19 protein-coding genes are annotated in these 21,717 nt (G+C 71.8%); 11 read left to right on the top strand and 8 right to left on the bottom strand.

What is annotated here, in order from left to right; genetic code table 11:
* Positions 1 to 106: 106 nt before the first annotated feature.
* On the bottom strand, positions 107 to 7,483 hold the full coding sequence (locus OG542_RS01515) for an SDR family NAD(P)-dependent oxidoreductase (RefSeq protein ID WP_328407480.1): 7,377 nt from the start codon (positions 7,481 to 7,483) through the stop codon (positions 107 to 109).
* A 157-nt stretch (positions 7,484 to 7,640) separates the two neighbouring features.
* On the opposite strand from OG542_RS01515, the gene OG542_RS01520 reads away from it, so the two are divergent.
* The 8 genes from OG542_RS01520 (at position 7,641) to OG542_RS01555 (ending at position 14,271) form a co-directional block, all read left to right on the top strand.
* On the top strand, positions 7,641 to 8,669 hold the full coding sequence (locus tag OG542_RS01520; RefSeq protein WP_328407482.1) for a 3-oxoacyl-ACP synthase III family protein: 1,029 nt from the start codon (positions 7,641 to 7,643) through the stop codon (positions 8,667 to 8,669).
* The gene (locus OG542_RS01525; protein WP_328407484.1) at positions 8,666 to 9,607 is read left to right on the top strand and encodes an alpha/beta fold hydrolase; all 942 of its coding nucleotides are present in this window, start codon (positions 8,666 to 8,668) and stop codon (positions 9,605 to 9,607) included. Before OG542_RS01520 ends, OG542_RS01525 begins: the two co-directional genes overlap by 4 nt.
* On the top strand, positions 9,604 to 11,181 hold the full coding sequence (locus OG542_RS01530) for an AMP-binding protein (RefSeq protein WP_328407486.1): 1,578 nt from the start codon (positions 9,604 to 9,606) through the stop codon (positions 11,179 to 11,181). Before OG542_RS01525 ends, OG542_RS01530 begins: the two co-directional genes overlap by 4 nt.
* Positions 11,178 to 12,218 carry an NAD-dependent epimerase/dehydratase family protein gene (locus OG542_RS01535; RefSeq protein ID WP_328407488.1) on the top strand — a complete coding sequence of 347 codons (1,041 nt, stop codon included), beginning with the start codon at positions 11,178 to 11,180 and terminating at the stop codon, positions 12,216 to 12,218. Before OG542_RS01530 ends, OG542_RS01535 begins: the two co-directional genes overlap by 4 nt.
* Positions 12,182 to 12,442 (top strand): acyl carrier protein, encoded by a 261-nt coding sequence (locus OG542_RS01540; RefSeq protein ID WP_328407490.1) that lies wholly within the window; start codon positions 12,182 to 12,184, stop codon positions 12,440 to 12,442. Before OG542_RS01535 ends, OG542_RS01540 begins: the two co-directional genes overlap by 37 nt.
* Positions 12,439 to 13,668, top strand: coding sequence for a beta-ketoacyl-[acyl-carrier-protein] synthase family protein (locus tag OG542_RS01545; RefSeq protein ID WP_328407492.1), 1,230 nt, complete (start codon positions 12,439 to 12,441; stop codon positions 13,666 to 13,668). The genes OG542_RS01540 and OG542_RS01545 overlap by 4 nt, the downstream gene beginning before the upstream one ends.
* Before the next feature lie 126 nt (positions 13,669 to 13,794).
* Positions 13,795 to 13,941: a hypothetical protein gene (locus OG542_RS01550; protein ID WP_328407494.1), complete on the top strand. Its 147-nt coding sequence runs from the start codon at positions 13,795 to 13,797 to the stop codon at positions 13,939 to 13,941.
* 90 nt (positions 13,942 to 14,031) lie between these two features.
* Complete coding sequence (locus OG542_RS01555) at positions 14,032 to 14,271, top strand: peptidase inhibitor family I36 protein (protein ID WP_328407497.1); 240 nt, start codon at positions 14,032 to 14,034, stop codon at positions 14,269 to 14,271.
* Here OG542_RS01555 and OG542_RS01560 read toward each other — a convergent pair.
* The gene (locus tag OG542_RS01560) at positions 14,268 to 14,822 is read right to left on the bottom strand and encodes a TetR/AcrR family transcriptional regulator (RefSeq protein ID WP_328407499.1); all 555 of its coding nucleotides are present in this window, start codon (positions 14,820 to 14,822) and stop codon (positions 14,268 to 14,270) included. The two genes, OG542_RS01555 and OG542_RS01560, sit on opposite strands and share 4 nt — an antisense overlap.
* Before the next feature lie 63 nt (positions 14,823 to 14,885).
* Between OG542_RS01560 and OG542_RS01565 the strand changes: the two genes are divergently transcribed.
* Positions 14,886 to 15,971 carry an FAD-dependent oxidoreductase gene (locus OG542_RS01565; RefSeq protein WP_328407501.1) on the top strand — a complete coding sequence of 362 codons (1,086 nt, stop codon included), beginning with the start codon at positions 14,886 to 14,888 and terminating at the stop codon, positions 15,969 to 15,971.
* Positions 15,972 to 16,197: 226 nt separating this feature from the next.
* Here the strand turns inward: OG542_RS01565 and OG542_RS01570 are convergent, their stop codons facing one another.
* Positions 16,198 to 16,557 (bottom strand): DUF6204 family protein, encoded by a 360-nt coding sequence (locus tag OG542_RS01570; protein WP_328407503.1) that lies wholly within the window; start codon positions 16,555 to 16,557, stop codon positions 16,198 to 16,200.
* A 130-nt stretch (positions 16,558 to 16,687) separates the two neighbouring features.
* Between OG542_RS01570 and OG542_RS01575 the strand changes: the two genes are divergently transcribed.
* Positions 16,688 to 17,230 (top strand): GNAT family N-acetyltransferase, encoded by a 543-nt coding sequence (locus OG542_RS01575; RefSeq protein WP_328407505.1) that lies wholly within the window; start codon positions 16,688 to 16,690, stop codon positions 17,228 to 17,230.
* A gap of 118 nt (positions 17,231 to 17,348) precedes the next feature.
* Positions 17,349 to 17,816 carry a GNAT family N-acetyltransferase gene (locus tag OG542_RS01580; RefSeq protein WP_328407507.1) on the top strand — a complete coding sequence of 156 codons (468 nt, stop codon included), beginning with the start codon at positions 17,349 to 17,351 and terminating at the stop codon, positions 17,814 to 17,816.
* Positions 17,817 to 17,949: 133 nt separating this feature from the next.
* On the opposite strand, the gene OG542_RS01585 is transcribed toward OG542_RS01580, so the two are convergent.
* The 5 genes from OG542_RS01585 to OG542_RS01605 form a co-directional block, all read right to left on the bottom strand.
* Positions 17,950 to 18,255: a transposase gene (locus OG542_RS01585; protein ID WP_408057708.1), complete on the bottom strand. Its 306-nt coding sequence runs from the start codon at positions 18,253 to 18,255 to the stop codon at positions 17,950 to 17,952.
* The gene (locus OG542_RS01590; RefSeq protein WP_328407509.1) at positions 18,242 to 19,078 is read right to left on the bottom strand and encodes an SDR family oxidoreductase; all 837 of its coding nucleotides are present in this window, start codon (positions 19,076 to 19,078) and stop codon (positions 18,242 to 18,244) included. Before OG542_RS01590 ends, OG542_RS01585 begins: the two co-directional genes overlap by 14 nt.
* A 255-nt stretch (positions 19,079 to 19,333) precedes the next feature.
* Positions 19,334 to 20,191, bottom strand: coding sequence for an endonuclease/exonuclease/phosphatase family protein (locus OG542_RS01595; protein WP_328407511.1), 858 nt, complete (start codon positions 20,189 to 20,191; stop codon positions 19,334 to 19,336).
* Positions 20,192 to 20,288: 97 nt separating this feature from the next.
* On the bottom strand, positions 20,289 to 20,534 hold the full coding sequence (locus OG542_RS01600; RefSeq protein WP_328407513.1) for a DUF5133 domain-containing protein: 246 nt from the start codon (positions 20,532 to 20,534) through the stop codon (positions 20,289 to 20,291).
* 502 nt (positions 20,535 to 21,036) lie between these two features.
* A complete protein-coding gene (locus OG542_RS01605; protein ID WP_328407515.1) occupies positions 21,037 to 21,648 on the bottom strand; it encodes a flavodoxin family protein in 612 nt (203 codons plus the stop codon).
* Positions 21,649 to 21,717: the final 69 nt, after the last annotated feature.

Genomic DNA, 21,717 nt, shown 5'->3' on the forward strand with positions numbered 1-21,717 from the left:
CCGTCGAAGGTATCCATCAGGCGCTTGCGCTGCGGTGTGGCCCCGGTCCCCGGCTGCGGTGTCCGCCATACCGGGGAGCCCGGCACGGCGGACGCCCGCCTTGCGTCTATTGCCGCTCGTCGGCGCTCAGGTCCAGCCGCTGGTGGACCAGACGGGCGAAGTGGGTCAGGGTGCGTCCGGTGGCCAGGTCGGCCGGTCCGAGGCGGATGTCGAACAGGTCCCGCGCCTGCATCAGGAATTGCATGCCCAGCAGCGAGTCCAGTCCGAAGTCGGTGACGTTGACCGTGGGCTCGAGACCGGCCGGGTCGGCCTGCAGGACACCGGCGAGGACCTGGGTGATCGCGTCGGTGATCTTGCGTACAGCCTCGTCCGCCGGGAGGTCCGCCAGCGCGTTCAGGAGCTCGTTACGGGCGTCCGGGGATGCCTCGGAGGACGCCGGAGCCAGCGGGGCGAAACGGGGGGTGGCCAGGGCAGGCAGCAGATGGTGTGCGGTCTGCCAGCGGTAGCGGCCGGCTCCGGCGACATCGGTGCCGGCGGCCAGAAGGTGGTCGGCTGTGGTCAGGACCTCGGCGGGGGTGAGCAGTTCGAGCCCGCGTCCAGCCATGGCGGCCTCCATGCCGCTGCGGGCGACGTATCCGGTTTCGCCGATCGGCCCCCAGGCCAGCGCCGTACCCGTCCGGCCGGTGCCGCGCCGGGCCCGGGTGAGGGCCTCCAGGTAGGCGTTGGCCGCCGCGTAGGCGGACTGTCCCGGGTTTCCGATACTGGCGGACACGGACGAGTACGCGAGGAACAGGTCCATGTCGCGGTCGGCCGTGAGGTGGTCCAGCAGGTCGGCGCCCGCCGCCTTGGGCGCCAGTACGGCGGCGAACCGGTCGTCGGTGAGGTCGGACAGCACCGCGTCGTCCATGTGCATCGCCGCGTGCACGATGCCCCGCAGGGCGTGCCCGGTGGCGTCCACAGCGTCGAGGACCCGGCGCAGCGCCGCTTCCTCGGTGACGTCGGCAGCGTGTGCGGTGGCCTGCACACCGCGATCGGCGAGTTCCCGGAGCAGGATGTGCGCACCGGCGGCGTCGGGTCCGCTGCGGGAGAGCAGGGCCAGGTGCCGGGCCCCGCGGTCGGCCAGCAGGTGGGCGGTGGCTGCGCCGAGCCCGCTCAGTCCGCCGGTGATCAGGTAGGTGCCCTCGCCGTCGAGGCGGAGGGAGCCGGGGACGGGTTCGACGGGGACGGGTTCGTCCAGGGGGTCGAAGGTGACGACGACCTTGCCGGTGTGGCGGGAGTGCTGCAGGAGGTGGAAGGCTTCGTCGACGCGGGCGGCGGGATAGGCCGAGTGGGGCAGGGGCCGGTAGGTGCGGGAGCCGATCGCCGCGCCGAAGTCCTCGACGAGCCGGGTTCGCAGGGCCGGGTCGTCCACGACGGTGTCGAGGTTGAAGCCGATGAAGGTGAGGCTGCGGTGGAAGGGGCGCAGCCTGATCGGATTGTTGAGGAAGATGTCCCTCTTGCCGAGCTCGATGAAGCGGCCGTTGGGACGCAGGAGGTCCAGGCCCTGGGTGATGGCCTCGCCGCTGAGGGAGTTCACCACGACGTCCACGCCCTGGCCACCGGTCAGCTCCCGCACTCGGGGGACGAAGTCCAGGCTGCGGGAGTCGAGTACGTGCTCGACGCCGAGCGTGCGCAGCAGGTCCCGTTTGGTCTCCGTGCCGGCGGTGGCGATGACGCGGGCGCCCTGTCGGCGGGCGCACTGCAGGACGGCCAGACCCACCGCCCCGGCTCCGCCGTGGACGAGCAGGGTCTCCCCGGCACCGAGTCGGGCCTGGTGGACAAGGGTCTGGTGGACGGTCAGGAAGGCGACGGGGAAGGTCGCCGCTTCCGTGAAGCTCATCTCGTCGGGGATACGGACGACGGAGAAGGCGGGGGCCGTGGCGTGTGAGGCGAGTGCGGCGGGCACGATGCCGCAGACCCGGTCGCCGGGCTTCAGGTCCTCCACCCCCGCTCCCACGGCGTGCACGATGCCGGCAGCGTCGGTGCCCAGTCCGCGGCTGAGCGGACTGTTCTCCACCGCCTCGGGCGGGAGCAGGCCGTTGGCTCGCATGGGGTCGCGGTAGTTCAGGGCCACGGCCCGCATCTCCAGTACCACCTCGCCCGGTCCCGGCTCGGGGGCGTCTGCCTGCCGCCAGACGAGCCGCCGGTGCAGGCCCGGGTCACGGGCTTCCAGAATGAACGGCGTACCGGCGGGGACGCCCGGGGGCTCGTTGACCGGGTGCTGTACCTGCCGGGGCACGAACCGGCCCCGTGCGGTCAGAATGATTTCGTCCTCCCGAGCGCTGCGGTCGTCGTCGCCGGGTGCGAGCAGCTCGCCGGCCAGGCGGCGGGCGTCGGTGTCGGCTTCACCGGTGCGGTGGCAGGACAGGCGGCGCAGGCACAGGTCCGGGCGTTCGTTGGCGAAGGTGCGGCAGGCCGCCCAGATGGCAGCGTCCACCGGGTGCGTCGGCTGCTCCGGGGCCGGGAAGAGGCCGGTGGGCCGTGTGACGAGCCATACCTGGGGGCTGGTCTTGCCCGTCAGGTCGTCGCAGGCGGTGGCCAGGGAGCGCAGGAGGGCCGCGCGGCGGGTGGTCCGTGTGACGGTCTCGTGCGGGCCGGGTGCGGCGAGCAGCAGGACGACGCGCGGATCGGGGTCCGTGGGCAGGGCCGCCTTCCAGGCGGCGGCCTCGTCGGGCGCGGTGATCACGGTGGCCTTGCCGAGGCGGGCGGCCAGAGCTCGCGCGGTCGCCGTCTCGGTGCCGTCCTCGACGGCGATCACCCAGGTGGCGTCCGGAACCGGCGGCGCTGCCTCGGTGATGGCTACCGCCTGGCTTTGGTCCGCCGCGGCGAGGAGGACGGAGCGGTCCTCGGGCCCGGTCTGCACCGCGCCGGAGAAGCCGCACCGGTGCAGCAGCGGTGCCCACCGGTCCCGGGCGAGGATGCGGGACACGGGACGCAGGGTGTGGTCCCCGCGCTCCCAGAAGTCGTTCAGCGTGCCGTACAGCAGGGCTTGGAGCGGGGCGTGGTGCGGTTCGGTGGCCAGCAGGTGTCCGCCGGGGGCCAGCAGGCTGTGCAGCCGGCGCAGGGTCGCGGCCAGGTCGGTGGTGGTGTGCAGGGCGTCGCCCGCGAGGGCGAGGTCGAATTCGCCCCGGGGCAGGCCTTGGTCGGCCGGGTCGGCGTTCGGGTTGAGAGTGCGGTAGTCGACGAAGTCGTGGGCCGAGAAGCGGTGTTCGGCGCGGGCGAGGGTGCTGCCGGTGGGTGCGGTGCAGGTGTAGCGGGTCCGGTCGGCCGGCAGTACGGGCAGGGCCGCGGCCGTCAGGGCGGTGGTGGTTGCCCCGAACTCCAGGACACGCAGCGGACGGTCGGCGGGCCAGCCGGCGACGATGTCACTGAGCAGGGCCTGGATGGCACGGTGGGCGAAGCGGTGGGCGGGGCCGGACTCGTGGAGTTGCTCGTACGCGCTGTCCCCGGCCGGCAGGAGTTCGCGTGCGTCGGCGTGTCCTCGCACCACGTCGGGCAGCCGGCGCAGCTGCCGGTTGAGGAGCAGCGTCTCGGCGCCGTAGGCGGGGTGGTCCTCGACCAGGCCGCGCAGCAGGGCCTCGGCGTGGGTCTGCGCGCCGGTCAGCTGCCAGGTCTGCCCGGCCGACCGGGCGAGACCGTGCTCGGCCAGCAGGGGCAGCATCAGGCGGGCGAGCCGCCGGTGCCGGGGCTGGAGGCCCCCGGCCACCAGGTCGTCCATCGAGAACGGGGCCGCCGGGTCGCCGAGAAGACCGCGCAGCGTCCCGGCCCAGCAATGGGCGCCGGCCTGCTCGGCGGCTGCGGTGAACCGGTGGTGGCCGCCGTCGTCCAGGGCGGTGCGTGCGGCGGCGATGCGCGGTTCGGCCGCGGCTGCCACCTCGGTGGGCGTGGGAAGCGGACAGGACGGGGCGGCGGCACCCGGGTGGGGGGCGGCCCTCAGGACGGTCCGCTGGACGGTCAGCGGGGTGTGTTCGGCCAGGTGTGCCCGGCGGGTGCGGCAGCCGTCGATCTCGACGGTGACCGTGCCGTCGGGGTCGGCGTAGGTGATGTCCCAGCACATCTCGTTGGCGCTGCGGCTGCGGCGGCGCAGATGTACGACGCCGGTGGGCGCGGGGGTGCGCCACACGCGTACGGCTGCGAACACGGTCGGGAGGAACGCGGCGGACTCCCCCTGGGCCTTGGCGAGGGCCACGGTGGCCTGCAACGGCGCGTCGATCAGCACCGGGTGGGCGGTGTAGGCGTCGGCGGGGTGCTCCAGCCGGTAGCTGACCAGTGCCTCCCCTTCGCCGATGTCGATGCGGTCGACGAGCTGGAAGTCCGGTCCGCAGTGCAGACCGATGCCCTGGCCCATGCGGTAGAAGCCCGGGCCGTCGACGCTCCGGTCGCAGCGTGCCCGGAGCGCGCTGACGTCGAGCGGGGCCGGTGCTGTGCCGAGGAGGGTACGGACCTGTGCGCGTACCACGGGCAGGCACTCACCGCCGTGTTCCTCACGGACGCTGATGGTGACGGCGCCGTCGTCAGGGGTGACCGCGGTCTGCAGGGCGACCGGTGTCGGGTCCGGCCACCGCAGGGACAGCGGGCGGCCGATCTCCAGGTGCCGTACCTCGACCGGGCGGTCCATGGCCCGGCGACCGGCACTCAGGGCCATCTCCACGTAGGCGGCGGCCGGCATGAGGACGTCGTCGCCGATTCTGTGGTCGCCCAGCCAGGGCACCAGTTGCGGCTCGATGGTGCCGTGCCACACGGGGTGCGGGGCGGGCATCCGCTCGCCCACCAGCGGATGGTCCAGTAGGCCGCTGCCGCTGGTGCGGGCGACCAGGTCCTGCGCGGTGCCGTGCCAGTGCCGTTCGTGCTGCCACGCGTAGGCGGGCAGGTCGACCACCCGGCCGGGGCGGGGGAAGTGGTGCCGCCAGTCGGTCGCGGTGTCGGCGGCGAGTACGGCGGCAACGGCCGCCGCGGTCTCGCGGAGGCCGTCCCCGTCGCGGTGCAGGGTGGGGACGCACAGGGCGCCGGTGTGGCGCAGGTAGGGGCGCAGCACCGGGTGCGGTCCGATCTCGACCAGGACGCCGGCGTGCTCGGTGGCGAGGCGGGTGGCGGCCTCGGCGAACCGTACGGGCTCACGGACGTTGCGCCACCAGTACGCGGCGTCGAGTTCGGGGCCGTGCAGCGGGGTGCCGGTGACGGTGGAGAGGAAGGGGATGCGGGCCCGGGTGGGTTGGAGGCCGTCGAGGGCGTCGAGCAGTGGCTTCCTGATGGGGTCCATGGCCCGGCTGTGGAAGGCGTAGTCGAGGTCCAGTTCGCGGAAGAAGACGCCGCGGCCGGTCAGTTCGGCTCCCCAGGCCGCGAGCGCGTCGGCGTCCCCGGCGACGGTCACGTCCCGGTCGCTGTTGATTCCCGCGATCTCCAGTGCGCCGTCGTGGCGGAGCAGTTCCTCGCGTGCCTGTGCCTCGGACAGGCCGACGGCGGCCATCCGGCCCCGGCCCGCCGTGGCCGCCTGGGTGCGGCTGCGTTCGGCGATCACCAGCGCGGCCTGTTCCAGGGTGAGGACCCCGGCGGCGAGGGCGGCGGCGACTTCGCCGACGCTGTGTCCGGTCACCGCCCGCGGGTGCACCCCGTGCGAGGCCAGCAGTGCGGTGAGGCCCACCTGCACGGCGAAGAGGGCGGGCTGGGCGACCTCGGTGCGCTGCCATTTCCGGGGGGAGGGGTGGGCCAGTTCCTTGGCCACCGACCAGCCCAAGTGGGGTGCCAGGGCCGCGTCGGCGTCCTGGACGGCCTCGTGGAAGACCGGTTCGTCCCGCAGCAGGTCGGCGGCCATGCCCGGCCACTGGGAGGCGTTGCCGGAGAACACGAACGCGGTCCCGTCCCGCTCGCCGGCGCGCACCATGGCCCCGCTCGCGGGCTCCGCGGCCGTCAGCCGGTCCAGCTGCCGGGCGGCCTCTGGCGGGTCGGCGGCCAGTACGGCGGCACGGTGCGGGTGCGCGGTGCGCCGTACGGTGCTGGTGTGGGCCAGGTCGTAGAAGTGCGCCGGGTCGGTGTTGCGCAGGCGCTCCGCCATACGGGCGGTCATCTGTTTCAGCGCCTTGGCGGACCGGGCGGAGACGACGAGTGGCAGCGGGCGCCCGTGCGGCACCGGGTCCGGCTCGGGCCGGCGGGCGGCGGGCGGCTGGACGACGACGGCGTGGGCGTTGGCTCCACCGAAGCCGAAGGCGCTCACTCCGACGGCCGCCCTCTGCCCCGGCTCCAGCGGGACGGGGGCGACGGCGGGGGCCAGTCCCAGGCCGTCGAAGTCGATGCGGGGGTTGAGGGGAAGGGCGTGCAGGGACGCCGGTACCAGCCGGTGGCGCAGGACCAGGATCGCCTTGAGAAGGCCGGCCATTCCGGCGGCGGGTTCCAGGTGGCCGATGTTCGTCTTCACCGAGCCGATCGGCAGCGGTCCGCGGCTGCGGCGCCGGCCCAGGGCCCGGCCGATGGCCTCGGCCTCCGCCGGGTCACCGGCCTGGGTGCCGGTGCCGTGGGCCTCGACGTACACCAGGTCGTCCGCGTCGATCCCAGCCTCCGCGTAGACCGTGTGCAGCAGCGCCTCCTGGGTCTCGGCGCTGGGCACGATCATTCCGGTGCTGCGGCCGTCGGTGTTGTTGCCGGTGGCGGCCAGTACGGCGTGGACCCGGTCGCCGTCCGCCACCGCGTCCGTGAGGCGCTTGAGGACGAGCACCGCGCCGCCCTCCGCTCGGACGAACCCGTCGGCGTCGGCGGAGAACGCCGCGCAGCGTCCGCGGCGCGACAGCATGCCCGCGTAGGAGAATCCGGCGAAGGAGTAGGGGTTGGACAGCACGTTGACGCCGCCGGCCAGAGCGACGCGGCCCGGGCCCTCGCGCAGGGTGCGGCAGGCCCGGTCCAGGGCGACCAGGGCGGAGGAGCAGGCCGTGTCCACGGCCATGCTCGGCCCGCGCAGGTCGAAGGCGTACGACATCCGGTTCGCCGTGATGGACAGGGCGGTGCCGGGCATGGTGTGCGGGCTCGTGTGGTCCTGCATCATGGACAGGTTCACGCCGTAACCGGGGTCGGAGACGCCCACATACACGCAGGTGTCCGACCCGGCCAGTGACTCGGCGGGAATGGCGGCGTCGTCCAGTGCCTCGGCGGCCATCTCCAGCAGCAGCCGCTGCTGTGGGTCGATGTGCCGGGCCTCTGCGGGTGACATGCCGAAGTAGGCGGCGTCGAACGAGGCGACGTCCTGGAGGAAGCCGCCGGCGGCGGTGTAGCTGCGGCCTGGCCGCACCCCTCCCGGGTCGACGGTCCGGTCGCGGGGCAGCCGGTCGGCGGGCATCTCGCCGACCATGTCGCGCCCGTCGCGCAGCACGGCCCACAGGCCGTCCAGGTCGGTGATGCCTCCGGGAAGCCGGCACCCCACGCCCACTACCGCCACGGCCCGTTCAAGCTGCTGCATCGCCAAGTCTCCGCCCCTCCACGCCGATCACTGACCCTCGTGCGGATTGAAGAGGACGAAGCAAGCAACGAGTGGACGAATCCAGGGCACAGCACTCGTTGTAGTGAATGTCATAACAGATGCGCCATGCCGGTTTCGCACCAGCTACGGTGACCCGGTGCCCGAAGCCATCCGTGCCCGTATCGCCGCCGTCTCCGCTCATCTTCCGTCCCGTTACCGGACCTTGGACGAAACCCGTGTCAAGATCACCGAGACGGGTGGCTACGCCCCGCCGCCCGGTCTGCTGGAGGATCTCACCGGTGTGCGCGGGGTCCATGTCCACGAGGACGGCGAAATCTCCTCCGATCTCGCCGTGACGGCTGCCCGCAGCGCGCTCGACGAAGCCGGTCTGAAGATCGGCGACGTGGACCTGCTGCTGTTCGCCTCGACCTCGCAGGACCTGATCGAACCCGCGACCGCCCACCTCGTGGCCACCAAACTGGGCGCATCCTGCCCGGTGTTCGACGTCAAGAACGCCTGCAACAGCTTCCTCAACGGCATGGAGGTGGCCGCGTCGTTCATCGAGACCGGCCGCTACCGCACGGTCCTCATCGCCTGCGGTGAACCAGCCACCCTGGCCACCCGCTGGCACCTCCCCGCCCGAGAGGACCTGCTCAGGGCACTGCCCGGCTACACAGCCTCCGACGCCGGTGCCGCGATGGTGCTCACCGCCGGCCCCGCGGGTGACGGCGATCCCGGCATCCTGTCCCTCCGGTTCGTCAGCAACTCCCCCGCCTGGGAGGCCTGCACGGTGGCCGCCGGCGGAAGCATGCACCATCTCTCCGTCCATGACGACCACACCACCCTGCGTCTGAACGGGGACCTGCGGCAGAGCGCGCTCGACGTGCTCCCCCGGATCATGGACACCGCCGGGGAAGAGTTCCGGGCGGCGCAGGCCGGCGCCGTCTCCTTCATCGCCTTCCACCAGATCGCCATGCCGCAGTACCGCGAGATGATCGACCTCTTCTCCCTGCCCGAGGACCGGTGCATGCCCGCGGTGGCCGAGCACGGGAACTGCGCGGCGGCCTCCCTGCCCCTGCAACTGGCCAAGGCGCGGGAGGCCGACCGCATCGAGAGCGGTGATCTGGTGGCGATGATCGGTCTGGCCAGTGGTTTCAGCTTCGGTATGGCGCTCGTCCGGTGGTGACCGTACGAGCCGGGCACGCCCCGGCACCGACTCCCGCGGCACTGGAACGGCTGATGCCGGGCTACCCCGCGCCCCGGCACTGGCGGCGGGTGCCGGCCACCGGCCAGCACTACCTCGACCTCGGCTCCGGCCGGCCGGTGCTGTTCCTGCACGGCAACCCGTCGTGGAGCTACGTCTGGCGCAAGCTGCTGCACCGGCTGGCCCCGCACGCCCGCTGTCTGGCCCCCGACCTGCCGGGCTTCGGGCTGTCCCGGCACCTGCGGCCGGCGGACGGAGTACCCGACCCCTACGAGGCTCAGCTGGAGGGCCTGGACAGCCTCCACCGTCACCTGGTGCGGAACGAGGGCCTGCCCGAGCGGGGCTGGACGTTCGTCCTGCACGACTGGGGCGGCCCGCTCGGGACCGCCTGGGCGCTGCGCAACCCGGGCGTGGTGGCCCGGCTGGTCGTCTGCAACACCGTGGCCTTCCCCTTCCCGGCCGGTTTCCAGCTGCCGTTCTACCTGCGCTGGATCCGTGACCACCGGCCGGTCGCCGCGTTCGTCCACGCCACCAACGCCTTCGCCCGCGTCGCCGTACGGGCCGGAGTCCACCACCCGCTGCTCCCGGCCGAGCGGCGGGCCTACCTGCGGCCCTACGCCCGCCGCGCGGAGCGCCGGGCGGTCACCGACGCCGTACGCGCGATCCCCCGCGGCCCCGCGGACCCCGCGTGGCACCTGCTCGAGCCCCCCGGCAGCGGGGCCGGCTTGGCGGACCTGCCCCTGCTCGTCGGGTGGGGCATGCGCGATCCCGTGTTCACCCCGGACCTGCTTCAGGAGTGGGCGCGCCGGTTCCCGCAGGCCGTCATCCACCGCTTCCCCGACGCCGGGCACTTCGTCATGGAGGACGCCGCGGCCGAACTGGGCGACCACATCCGTGACTTCCTCCAGGGAGCCCCATGACCACGACCGCCGCGGGCATCACCGGGCACCTGGCCGAGCGGCCCGACGCCGTCGCCCTCGTGGAAAGCCGCAAGGGAACCTCTCGGACGACCCGTCGCGGCGAGCTGGTGCGCCATTGCCGCCGCATCGCCCAGGACCTGCGCGAGGCGGGGGTCCGGCCCGGCCACAAGGCCGTCGTGATGACCCGTGACGCCCACGATCTGACCGCGGTCTCGTACGCACTGGTCCTTCTCGGCGCCGTACCCGTGCTGATCGAACCGCGCGCCGAGGTGGGCCGCTGCCTCCAGGACATCGCCCCGGACGTCTTCATCGGGGAGCCGCTGGCCCACCTGGGGCGCCGGGCGCTGGGGTGGGGCCGCCCCCACGTCCGGATTGCCCTGGTCACCGGATCCGCGCCGCTCCCCGCGGGACGGCGGCTGGTCACCCGGACGCCAGCCGGCAGTGCCTCGCCCCCGCAGGTGCGTGAGCCCGAGGGCGACGAGCCGGCCCTCATCGCCTTCACGTCCGGCTCCACCGGACGGCCGAAGGGCGCGGAGTACCGCCACTCCACCCTGGCCGGGCAGCTCGACGCTCTGGCGACACTGATGGACCCCCGGCCCGACGACGTGCTCCTCGCCGGATTCCTGCCGGTCGCCCTGCTCGGTCCGCTGCTGGGCCTGGCCACCGTCGCCCCGGCGGTGAACCACCTGGCCCCGGCCCGCACATCGCCGGAGGAAGTCGTCGGACCCATCCGGGAACACCGGGCGAGCATCGTCCTGGCCTCCCCCGCCGTCCTCACCCTGATCGCCCGTCACTGCGCCCGCCACGGCCTCACCCTGCCCTCGGTCCGGCAGATCCTGTCCTTCGGAGCCCCGCTGCGCGTAGGTCTCGCCGACGCCCTGCGCAAGGCCGTGCCGGACGACGCCGAGATCCTCAGCGTCTACGGCGCCACTGAGTGCCTGCCCGTGTCCGCGATCGGCGACCACGACCTGCGGGCCTCGCGCACCGCGCCGCCCGCCGGGCACGCGGGCACCTGCCTGGGCCGGCCACTGCCCGGCATCCGCGCGCGGATCCTGGACGCCGACGCCACCGGGCTCGGTGAGATCGCCGTCACCGGTGCCACCGTCAGCCCCGCCTACCACGCGCGTCCCGACGCCGACGCCTGCACCAAGCGCGACACCGACCACGGCGTGCTGCACCGCACCGGGGACCTGGGCCGCCTCGACGACGAGGACCGGCTGTGGTTCCTGGGCCGCAAGGCCCACTTGATCACCGGCACCGGCTTCACCCTGACCACCGAGGACATCGAGGCCGCCGCGGACACCGCCCCCGGCATCCGGCGCACCGCCCTCGTCGGCGTGGGCACGGCCGTGTGCCAACTGCCCGTACTGTGCGTGGAACCCATGCCCTCCACCTCCCGCGCCTGCGCCCTGAAGGCTGTCCGCGCCGTTCTGAAGGACCACCCGGACGGGCACCGCGTCGGCGCCGTGCTGATCCGTACCGCCTTCCCCACCGACCCCCGGCACAACTCCAAGATCGACCGCATGCGACTGGCCGGCTGGGCCGCCAAGCGCCTGCGCGGGAGGGTCCGATGAAGGTACTGGTCACCGGAGGAAGCGGCTTCCTGGGCCTGGAGATCTGCCGTCGGCTGAGCGCACGCGGCAACGTCACCTCCTCTCTCAACCGCCGCCCCAGCAGCGCGCTGCAACGACTGGGCGTCCACCAGCACCTGGGCGACCTCGCCGACGCCGACGCGGTCTCCCGTGCCGTCGCCGGGTGCGACGCCGTCATCCACAACGCCGCCCTGGCCGGCGTCAGCGGCCCTCCGCGGCCCTACTGGGCCACCAATGTCCTCGGCACCCGCCATGTGATCGAGCAGTGCCGCGCCCACGGCGTGCGCACACTCCTCTACACCTCGACCGCCAGCGTCGTCTTCCGGCCCGGCGGCCTGGAGGGTGTCACCGAGAGTCTTCCCATCGCTCCCCGTCACCTGGCCGCCTACCCCGCCACCAAGGCCCGCGCCGAGGCCCTGGTGCTGGCGGCCCACGGCCCGGAGCTGGCCACCGTCTCGCTGCGCCCGCACATCATCTGGGGGCCCGGCGACCCCCATTTCGCCCCCGTTCTCGCGCGCGCCGTGCGGGCCGGCCGCCTGCTGATGCCCGGTGACGGCGCCAACCTCGTCGACACCACCCACGTCCGTACCGCCGCCCACGCCCATCTGCTCGCCCTGGACAGCCTGCGGCGATCGCCGCAGACGGCGGGCGGCCGCGCCTACTTCATCGGTCAGGGAGACCCGCGTCCGCTGCGTGAGATCACCCGCCACTTCCTGCGGGCCGCCGGCATCGACGCCCGCTGGTGCGCCGTACCGCCCCGGCTCGCCACCCTCGGGGCCGCGGTCGGCGACACGCTCCTGCGCGCGGCACGCAGCACCCGCACCCACGCCCTGAGCCGCTTCCTGGTCGCGGAGCTGCTGCATCCGCACTACTTCGACCTCACCGCGGCCCGCCGCGATCTGGACTTCGCACCGCCGGTCGGATTCGACGCCGGTATCGCGGAGCTGACCCTCTCCCTCCCGACCGACAGCGAGGAGACACCGTGCCGGACACCTACGACACCCTCCGCTCCATCCTGAACAGCTCCTTCCGCATCCCCGAGGACGAGATCGCGCCCGACCTCACGCTGGGGCAACTGGACCTGGACTCCCTGGCCCTGACGGAGCTGGTGCTCATCCTGCACGAGCGCTTCGGGGTGAAGATCGACAGCGCCTACGCCTCCCCGAGCACGACCGTCGCGCAGGTCGTCGACCACCTCGACACCTTGCGCGCGGGTGACACCGGGGCGGTGGCTTCCCCGTGACCGAGCCCGTCGCCGTCACCGGCCTCGGCCTGATCACCCCCGCCGGGGAGAACACCGACGCCACCTGGGACACGGTCCGCCGCGGCGCGAGCACCGCGGCCGCGCACGATCCGGCGCTGGCCGGCCTTCCCGTGGACTTCTCCTGCCGCGTCCCGCTGTGCCGCGACGACCTGGACCGGCGCGTCGGCCGCACCGCCTGGCGCATGTCGCACAACGCCGTGCTGGCGGTGCTCGCCGCCCGCGAGGCGGTGCACGACGCCGGCCTCGATGCCCGGACGTGGGACGGCGAGCGGGTCGCCGTCGTCATCGGCTGCGGGCTGGGAGCGGACGCGGTGCGCGAGGAACAGGCCAGGCGGCTGACGGAACGGGGCGCCGACATGGTCTCCGCGCTCACCATCCCCCAGATCATCCCGAACATGGCGGCCGGGGAGGTGTCCATCGACCTCGGGGCCCGCGGTCCCGGCCTCGCCCCGGCCACCGCCTGTGCCTCCGGCGCCACCGCCGTCGCCGTCGCCCGCGACCTCCTCGCCGCCCGCCGGTGTGACGTCGCGGTGGCCGGGGCCACCGAAGCCGCCGTCACCCCGCTGTTCACCACGGGCTTCTGGCGCGCCGGCGCGCTGTCCCGGCGCACCGACGCGGTCACCGGCGCGTCCCGCCCCTTCGCCGCCGACCGTGACGGCTTCGTCATGGCGGAAGGCGCCGGCGTCCTCGTACTGGAGCGGACCGCGGACGCGGCCACCCGCGGTGCCCGTGTCCGCGCCCTGCTGGTGGGTTGCGGCAGCACCTCGGACGCCCACCACCCCACCGCGCCCGCCCCGGACGGCCGGGGCGCGGAGGGGGCCCTGCGCACCGCCCTGGCGGACGCGGGTCTGGCTCCGCACGACGTCGACCACGTCAACGCCCACGGCACCTCCACACCGGCCAACGACGCCGGTGAGTCGGCCTTGATCGCCCGGCTGCTGCCGCACCGCCCCAGTGTCACCGCACCCAAGGGCGTGCTCGGCCACAGCCTGGGCGCGGCGGGCGCCGTGGAGGCGGCGCTGACCGTTCTCACCCTTCAGCACGGCACGGTTCCCCCGATCGCGAACCTGGACGCCCCGGCTCCGGGATTCGACATCGACTGCGTCACCAAGGAGCCCCGCCGACAGGACGTCCGTATCGCCGTCAGCCACTCCTTCGGCTTCGGTGGACACAACGTCGTCCTTGCTCTGGCCAGGGCCTCTTGACCGGCTTGGCGGCCCGCCAGAAGCGGCTGGGCGGCGCGAGGAACGACGGGCCCGCGTCGGTTCAGCGGGATTCCGGGCCGTGGGAGGGCCTGAAGGGCTCCCCCTGATCCGCGCGCGCAGGCGGAGATGGAGGGCGAGCATGGTGTCGCGGTCAGTGGTCGCGGTGGTGATCAGGTCGGCGAGGGCCGCCAGTTCGGCGGCCGCCACCGGCTCCGGCTGGGCCTGGTCCAGGAGGTGCAGGGCGTCGGCGGTGTGGCGGCGGGCGCGCCGTAGCGTGGCCTGGCGTGCGCCGGTCCGAGCAGCCGGCCATGTGCGATATCGCAGGCGCGCGTCCCGGCACCGCCAGCCCGAATCTCTAGTGCCGTGATCAAGAACCTGATGCATGCCGGCGCCGTCGCCGCCCTGGTCCTGTCCTCGATGAGCGTCACGGCCTCCGCTTCCGGCGAGCCCAGCACACAGCGGGCCGCCATCGACTGTCCCTCCGGCTACGTCTGCATCTACCCCGAGATCAACTTCGGCGGCCAGTCCAGGGTGCGCCGTGCCGTGGACGGCAGCGTGAAGGACCTGCCCACCGCCAACCGTGACCGCGGCAGCGGCCGCTAGCGCTGGAGCAGCGCCCCGAGTACCAGCCGGATGCCTGGCTCCGGGTCGAAGTACGCCCGGGGCAGGACCACTTGATGGAACATCATGCCGTCGAGGTAGTCGAACAGGACGCGGCAGTGCTCCTGCGGCTCGGGTGAGCCCAGGGTGGCCAGCCACTGGGCCACCCAGCCGATCAGGGAGTCCTGGGCGCGGCTCAGCGGGTCGCGGGCTGCGGGGCGGGCGAGGCCTTCCAGGATCAGGGCGTAGCGGGCGGCGGTGCGGGGGCGGGCCGGGCCGAGGGCGTGGCGGATCATGTGGGTCAGGGCGGCGACGAATGCTTCGTCTTCGGCTGTCGGTTCGCCTGCGACGTTCTCCCAGTCCCGCCTGTCCTGTGCCTCGAGGTGGGCGACGACGCCGGCGACCAGGGCGTCGCGGCTGCGGAAGTGGTTGGACGTGGTGCCGGCGGGGACACCCGCGGCCGTGTCGACCGCCTGGTAGGTGAGGCGTCGCAAGCCGCCCTCGGCCAGGACCTCGACGGCCGCGTCCAAAACTTCTTCTCGTCTGCCCGGCATGTGTCGGACCTCTCATTTACCATGAACATAATGCCGCTACTACAAACATAGTACCGTGGTCGCATGCCCAGGAAAGCGATCATCGTCGGCGGCGGCATAGGCGGTCTCGCCACCGCCGTTCACCTTCGAGCCAGCGGCTGGGACGTCGAGGTCCGCGAACGCGCTCCCGACCCACCCGGCACCGGAACCTCTGTCGGTTTGTGGCCGGCTGCGCTGCGGGCGCTCGACGAACTGGGGATCGGGCGTGCCGCCCGGGAGCGGGCCCGCCCGGCGGTCCGGGGCAACTTCCTCCGGTCCGACGGCCGCCTCATCGGGAACGTGGACTTCGCGGGCCTGCGCCGCCGCACCGGCGACACCGTGCACGTGATCGCGCGGCCGGCCCTGTTCGAGACCCTCACCGCCGCGCTCGACGACGGCGTGGTGCGCTACGGGCAGGACGTGACCGACCTGCGCGCCCTGACCGACTCGACCGACTGCGACGTCGTCATCGCGGCGGACGGTCTGCGCAGCCGAGCCCGAACGGCCCTCTTCGGCGACACATACGGCCCCCGCTACTCGGGAGTCACCGCCTGGCACGGCACCGTGGGCCTCGACACCGAGGCCATCAGCGAGACATGGGGGCAGGGCGCCCGCTTCGGCGTCACCCCCCGCGCGGGCGGCCACACCAACTGGTTCGCCTGCGCCCCCGCGCCCGAGCGCGTCCCCGTGCCCGGTGGCGATCTCGCGGCCCTGCAAAGGCACTTCGGGACCTGGCATCCCGGTGTGCGCCGGGTCCTGGCCCGTGTGGCGGAAAACGGCGGCGCGGGCATCTCCCGCAACGACCTGTACGACCTGGCCGAGCCGCTCCCCAGCTACGTCAGCGGCCGCGTCGCTCTGATCGGCGACGCCGCCCACGCGATGACGCCCGACCTCGGCCGGGGTGCCTGCGAGGCACTGATCGACGCCGTCACCCTGGCCGGTGAACTCACGGCCCGGGCCCGTGTCGAGGACGCCCTCGCCGCCTACGACACGGCCCGCCGCCGCCCCACCCAACGCATGGCCCGCGCCGCCCGCCTGATGAACCGCGCGGTGCACACCCGAAGCCCGCTCGCCCCGGTGCGGAACGCGGCGATGCGCCTGTTCCTCACGGTCGGCAGGCCACCGGCCTGACACACGGCAAGGCCCCAGTAGGCGTCGTGGTAACGGCTGCCGACTGCGTCGTCCCAGAAGTACGGCGGCAGGGACGGCATCGGTCGGGTGATCGCCAGCTCGCCGGTTACCCACGGGATGGCCTGACCGCCCGATCCCACGCCTCGAGTGCGCCACCGAGGGCCGGACCGGCAATTGGTGCGCCGGGGCGAACGCGTCCGCCTGACGGCCCCCACCTGATTCATAGTCACGCACTCTTACGAGCAGCCTCCCGCCGCTGGCGCTTCCCCAGCGGCGCCTGCGACAGATCCTCGGCCTGCGACCGGAGGTTCTTGTAGCCGTATCCACGCTCACTCAGCCACGCTCGCGCCGACTCCTCAGCCCGTTCTGCCGCCTCCAGGATGTCCTCCTCGGCTTCCCCGGAGTCCAGGAAGCGGAACGTGAAGGCGGTCCGCGCAGCCAGGTCGTAAGTCAGGTTCCCCTCAGGCGTGAAGGCCGCGCGCAGCATGTCGTGCTCAGCGGCACGCTCCAGCAGCTCGGCGCGCTGCTCGACGCTCAGCCCGTCGAACACCCCACGGACGGTGACACGGAAGGTGCGAGTACTCATCCCCCGACCCTAGGCACGGGGTTCCGCACACCTCCACCGCTTTTCCAGCCCCGCGCCCCACATCTAGGGCGTGTATTCAAAGTGCCTGGTGAGGATGGCGGAGAGCCCCTTTGTGATCCAGAATGATTGGGTGGTCACGCTTGAGACTCCCCGTTTGTTTCTGCGTCGCTGGCGCGAGGAAGACGTTGCGCCCATGGCTGCCGTCAATGCCGACCCCGAGGTCATGCGGTGGATCCGTGACGGCCGCGTCCGTGACGAACAGCAGACCCGCGACGGGGTCCAGGCATGGGAGAGCGAGTGGGAGTCACAGGGCTTCGGCCTGTTCGCCGTGGAGATCCGGTCCACTGGCGAGCTGGCCGGGTTCACCGGACTTTCGGTGCCCAACTTCCTGCCGGAGGTACTGCCGGCGGTTGAGGTCGGCTGGCGGCTGGGACGTTCCCACTGGGGACAGGGCTTGGCCACGGAGGCCGCTGCGGCCGCTGTCCGGTTCGGGTTCGAAGAGCGAGGGCTGGAGCGGATCGTCAGCATCACTCAAGTGGGCAACGACGCCTCCGAACGGATCATGACCAAACTTGGGATGCATCCGGTCCGTGAGACCGTCAATCCCACCTGCGGTCGGCGAGTCCGGGTTTTCGAGTTGGCGTCGGACCAGTACGTCACAACCACTCGTTGAAGGCGGCAGCGAGGACGGTAGCCTCGTAGTGGGCCGCGAGTTTTTCGTGCCGTGCCTGGTGGGCCACGGCTCGATGTCTCCGTGCGGACCTTCGCCTGTATCGGCCAAGGCGCCTGCCATGATCGCCACCATGGGTATACGCATCGCAGCGGCCGGGGTGGCCGACTTCCATCAGGTCCTGACTGATCACCCCCGTTACTGGGGTGAACGCGACCTTCGGTCGCTACACCTTCTCGCACTGGTGCAGGAGTTTGGTTCCACCTGCTTGGTTGCTCGAGCCGAGGACGGAATTCGTGGGTACGTCTTCGGGTTCGTCACCCCAGACGGCACCGGGTACGTGCATCTGATCGCCACGCGGGAAGACTCCCGTGGCACCGGTCTCGGGCGTCGTCTGTACACGGCGTTCGCCGAAGCAGCGGAACGTCACGGTGCACGGCAGTTGAAGGCGATCACGTCGATCCAGAACACCGGCTCGATCGCCTTCCACCGCAGCCTCGGCTTCAACACGAAGATCGTCGATGACTACAACGGCCCCGGCCAGGCTATGGCCGTCTTCCACCGAGATCTGCCGCTCAACGTCTCGTAGCCCTGACCAACCCGCTGGCACTGGCACTCGCTCCCCAGGCCGTTAGTTTCACCGAGAGGCAACAGCGACGATGGCTGACCCCTGGTGAACAGGGCCATCGAAGTTCGCGGCCTTCTTGGTGTTCCGAGGGCGGTTATCGAATGTGCTGGTCACAGCCACTCGTGATGGCCGCTACGAGGACCGTCGCCTCGTAGCGGACCGCGAGCCTGTCGTACCTCGTGGCCACGGCGCGGTACCTTATGAGGCGATTGATGCCGCACTCGACTGCGTGCCGAGCCTTGTAGTCTTCCGGGTCGAACTTCGGCGGACGACCGCCGCGGGAGCCGCGTTTCCTTCGGTTGCGGGCCTGGTCGACTTTGTCTGGGATGGTGCTGCGAATGCCACGTCTGCGCAGGTAGGCGCGGTTCTTGCGGGAGGCGTACGCCTTATCGGCGCGCACCCGCCACGGCCGGGTGCGCGGTCTGCCGGACCCGGCCGTGGCACCTTGACGCGGCCCAGGGCGACCTCGAGCTCCCCGCTGGGGCCTCGCTGCCGATGTGGGCGAGTCCGTCCGGCAGCATGTGCGGGTCGGCCTCGTTGAGCGGCGTCCAGGTCGGGCCGGGCGCGACCACGTTGGCGCGGACGCCCCGCTTGGCCAGGTGCACGGCCACGGACTTGGTCAAAGTGATCAGCGCGGCCTTGGACGCCGCGCAGTCGATCATCGTCGTACTGCCCTTGAGGGCCTCTTCGGTCGCGGTGGTGATGACGGCGGCGCCCGGCTCCAGGTGGGGCAGAGCCGCCATGAGCTGGTGGAAGTACGCGTAGACGTTCGTCTTGAACGTCCGGTCGAAGTCCTCCGCGGTCAACTGCTCCAGTTCCAGCTTGCTGTTGAGATACGCGGCGTTGCTCACCGGGATGTTCAGCCCGTCGAACTCCGCCGCGGTCCGCTCGACGGCCTCGCGGCAGAAGGCAGGGTCGGTGAGGTCGCCGGGCAGCAGCAGACAGCGCCGGCCCTGCTCCTCCACCTCACTTCGCACCCGTTCCGCATCGACCTGCTCCTCGGGCAGATACACGATGGCGACGTCGGTGCCCTCGCGCGCGTACAGCAGCGCTACGGCCCGGCCGATACCGGAGTCGCCGCCGCTGATCAGCGCGGCCTTACCCTCCAGCTTCCCGCTGGCCCGGTAACGGCTCGCCCGATAACGCGGCGAGAGGCGCATGTCGGCCTCCAGGCCGGGATGCTGCTGCTTGTCCGAGTCGTAGGGCGGGGCGGGCTCGGACACGATCTGTGGTGCGGACTACTCCTGCTCGGGCTGCAAGGCTTCCCCTTCGCCGGTGTCGTCCACGACAGGGCCATTGCTTCGTGGGCCACGCCGTTCCTTCCCGCACCGCGTGCCCATATCAGCAGCAGGCATGTTCCCCGTCGCCGGCAACGGGCGGTGCGCCAGAACGGATTGCCGGCACGCGTCAGGAGCATTCCGACGATCTTGAAAGTCTGCCCTGGGACGCACCCGCACTGACGCGTCCGAAAGCCGAGTTCAGCCTCGGTCGGCTGGTAGGTGGTCAGTGTTCCGCTGCTGGTGAGGGCTTCTCCATTGACCTGGCGTGTGGTCAGGAAGGGACAGGTCGGCGACCAGACCGTAATGATCGCTTGCGTACACGCCGTTCACCGGTCCCGCCAGGACTCGCCGGCAGGAGGTGATGCGCAGGGTGGGACCGTGGGGACCGCAGCGGATCATGATGTAGTCGATGCGGCGATCCGCGGCTTCGGGCATGTCACCCTGCCGGACAAGGGGGTTGCCGGAGCTGAACGTGGGGCCTGGTTCGCCAGGGTGCACGGTGGACCAGGCGTCCTGGAAGCACACACTCAGGCCGCCCAGCGACCGCAGCCCTCGGAGGAACCGCAAGCTCGCCGCCTGCGGCGTCGCATCGAAGTCACCCAGCAGAACCGCGTGAGACAGCGATCGTTCGGCCATGACGCTTTCGACGAGGCGGGCCGTAACCAAGGCTTGCAGTTCCCTCTCGCGCTCCCAGCCGTAGGGCCAGCTCGGCTTGTGGTGCACCACCAGGACTGAGCCAAGGGTTTCCGGGAGCGGGAGCTCGGCAGCAACGACGCCACACCAGTCGGTGTCCATCGTCCGCTCGGTCACCTCCAGCGTGTCCGACACCGTGCGCCCGAAGGGACGCCGTGCCGCCAGCACGGCTCCGACCCCCTCCGCAGACCACCGTGGATGCGGAAGCACATGCCAGCCACTGCGCTCAAGGGCTTCCGTGTCTTCGCGCGTCACCTCCTGGAGCGCGAGCACGTCGGGGCCCAGGCGCTGTAGTTCCTCAGCCAGGATCGCCCGCCGACTCGAGCCGTCGGCATACGACGGTGCCAGCACGTTCATGGTCATGATGCGCATACTGCGGACCGCTCCACTCACTGAGCACTGCTGCACTTCAGGCAGGAGACGGGACATGAAAGAGCAGCATGCGGAGGGAATTTAGCTCTTACGCGGCCAGTGTCTCGTCCTCTCGGGAGACGCTCACACCGCCCGCCCCGTACTGTTCGAGCAATGCATCAGCCGCCCGCAGCGCCTGCTCGGCGGTGCGGGCCCCGGTCATCACGCACAGCGTGTAGGTGGCGTCTTCAAGGGCGCGAGCGGTGCGGTCGGTGGGGTGCACATCGTGTTCGATACGAGCCTGAGCGAACCGGGCCAGCACCACGCGCAGCTCCTTCTCCGCCGGAATGATCATGCTGATAACTCTCCCCTCAAAGCCCACCCCGCGGGCGGCTGACCGCACCGCGACGAACTGGCTATAACCAAAAGGCCCCATCTGACGCCACGGCCCACCACCGGGCAGCGTCAAGCGGACCTTCAAGTGCCCCGCACTGAGAGGTGTATGCCACAGTGTTCACTGGCTTTCGGTCCCTTTGCGGAGCTGGTTAGGCGGCCGTGGCATCAAGCCCCGGGATCGCTGTCAAGGGCACAAACTCCAGCCAGCGGCTGGGGCGGTATCGCTGAAGCTCCGGATGCTCCACGGTCTCAGTTTTGATCATGGTGTTGGTCCAGCGCATCGGCCCGCAGTGTCTGAGAGTGGCATGCCGGCGCCACGGCGAGCAGTTCGTCGTTCATGGTGCTGTGCGGCCCGGCCGAAATTCCCGTGAAGGGAGATCCCCGTGGCGTCCCATGGAGCTCCCGTAGATCACGTAGGAGAAGCTGCGCGGCCGAGACCGCCTTGGGACAGCAGGCTGTGGTCACTGGGGTGGAGCGCCCAGGGGACTGGCGGCCAGGGCTCGTGCGGTGCCGTACAGGTTGGCGGCCATCGCGCGGCCGGTCTTGTGGGCCCAGTCGTGGCCGCGTTGATCGTCGAGGTAGTCCGGGCCAGGGCCGGGGCCGAGGTGCCAGTACGTCCACGACTGGCCGGGAATGGTGTAGCCGATGTCGCAGAGGGCGCCGTTGATCTCGCTGATCACGTGATGTGCGCCGTCCTCGTTGCCGGTGACCACCACTCCCGCGACGCGGTTGTAGGCGACGGGGCGGCCGTCGTCGTCTGTTTCGGAAAGCATTGCGTCCATGCGTTCCAGCACGCGCTGGGCCACCGAGGACGGACGGCCGAGCCAGGTCGGGGAAGCGATGACGAGCATCTGCGCTTCCAGGAGCTTGGCGTGGACGGCGGGCCAATCGTCGCCGTCGGCGACGGCTTCGCTGACCACACCGGGATGCAGGTTGCGATCGACAGCTCGGAGATACTCCACCTCCACTCCGCCCTGCTCCTCCAGCCAGTCGCCGACCACCTGGGCCAGTGCGGCGGTGTTGGACGGCTCGGGGGTCTGCTTGAGGGTGGAGTTGATCACCAGTGCGTTCATGACACAGCACTACCCCTCGATGAGCGGACGACCTCGTCGTTCATCGTCCCGCGCGGCATGGAGTACTCG

The sequence above is a fragment of the Streptomyces violaceus genome (assembly GCF_036014075.1).
GTDB lineage: Bacteria > Actinomycetota > Actinomycetes > Streptomycetales > Streptomycetaceae > Streptomyces > Streptomyces violaceus.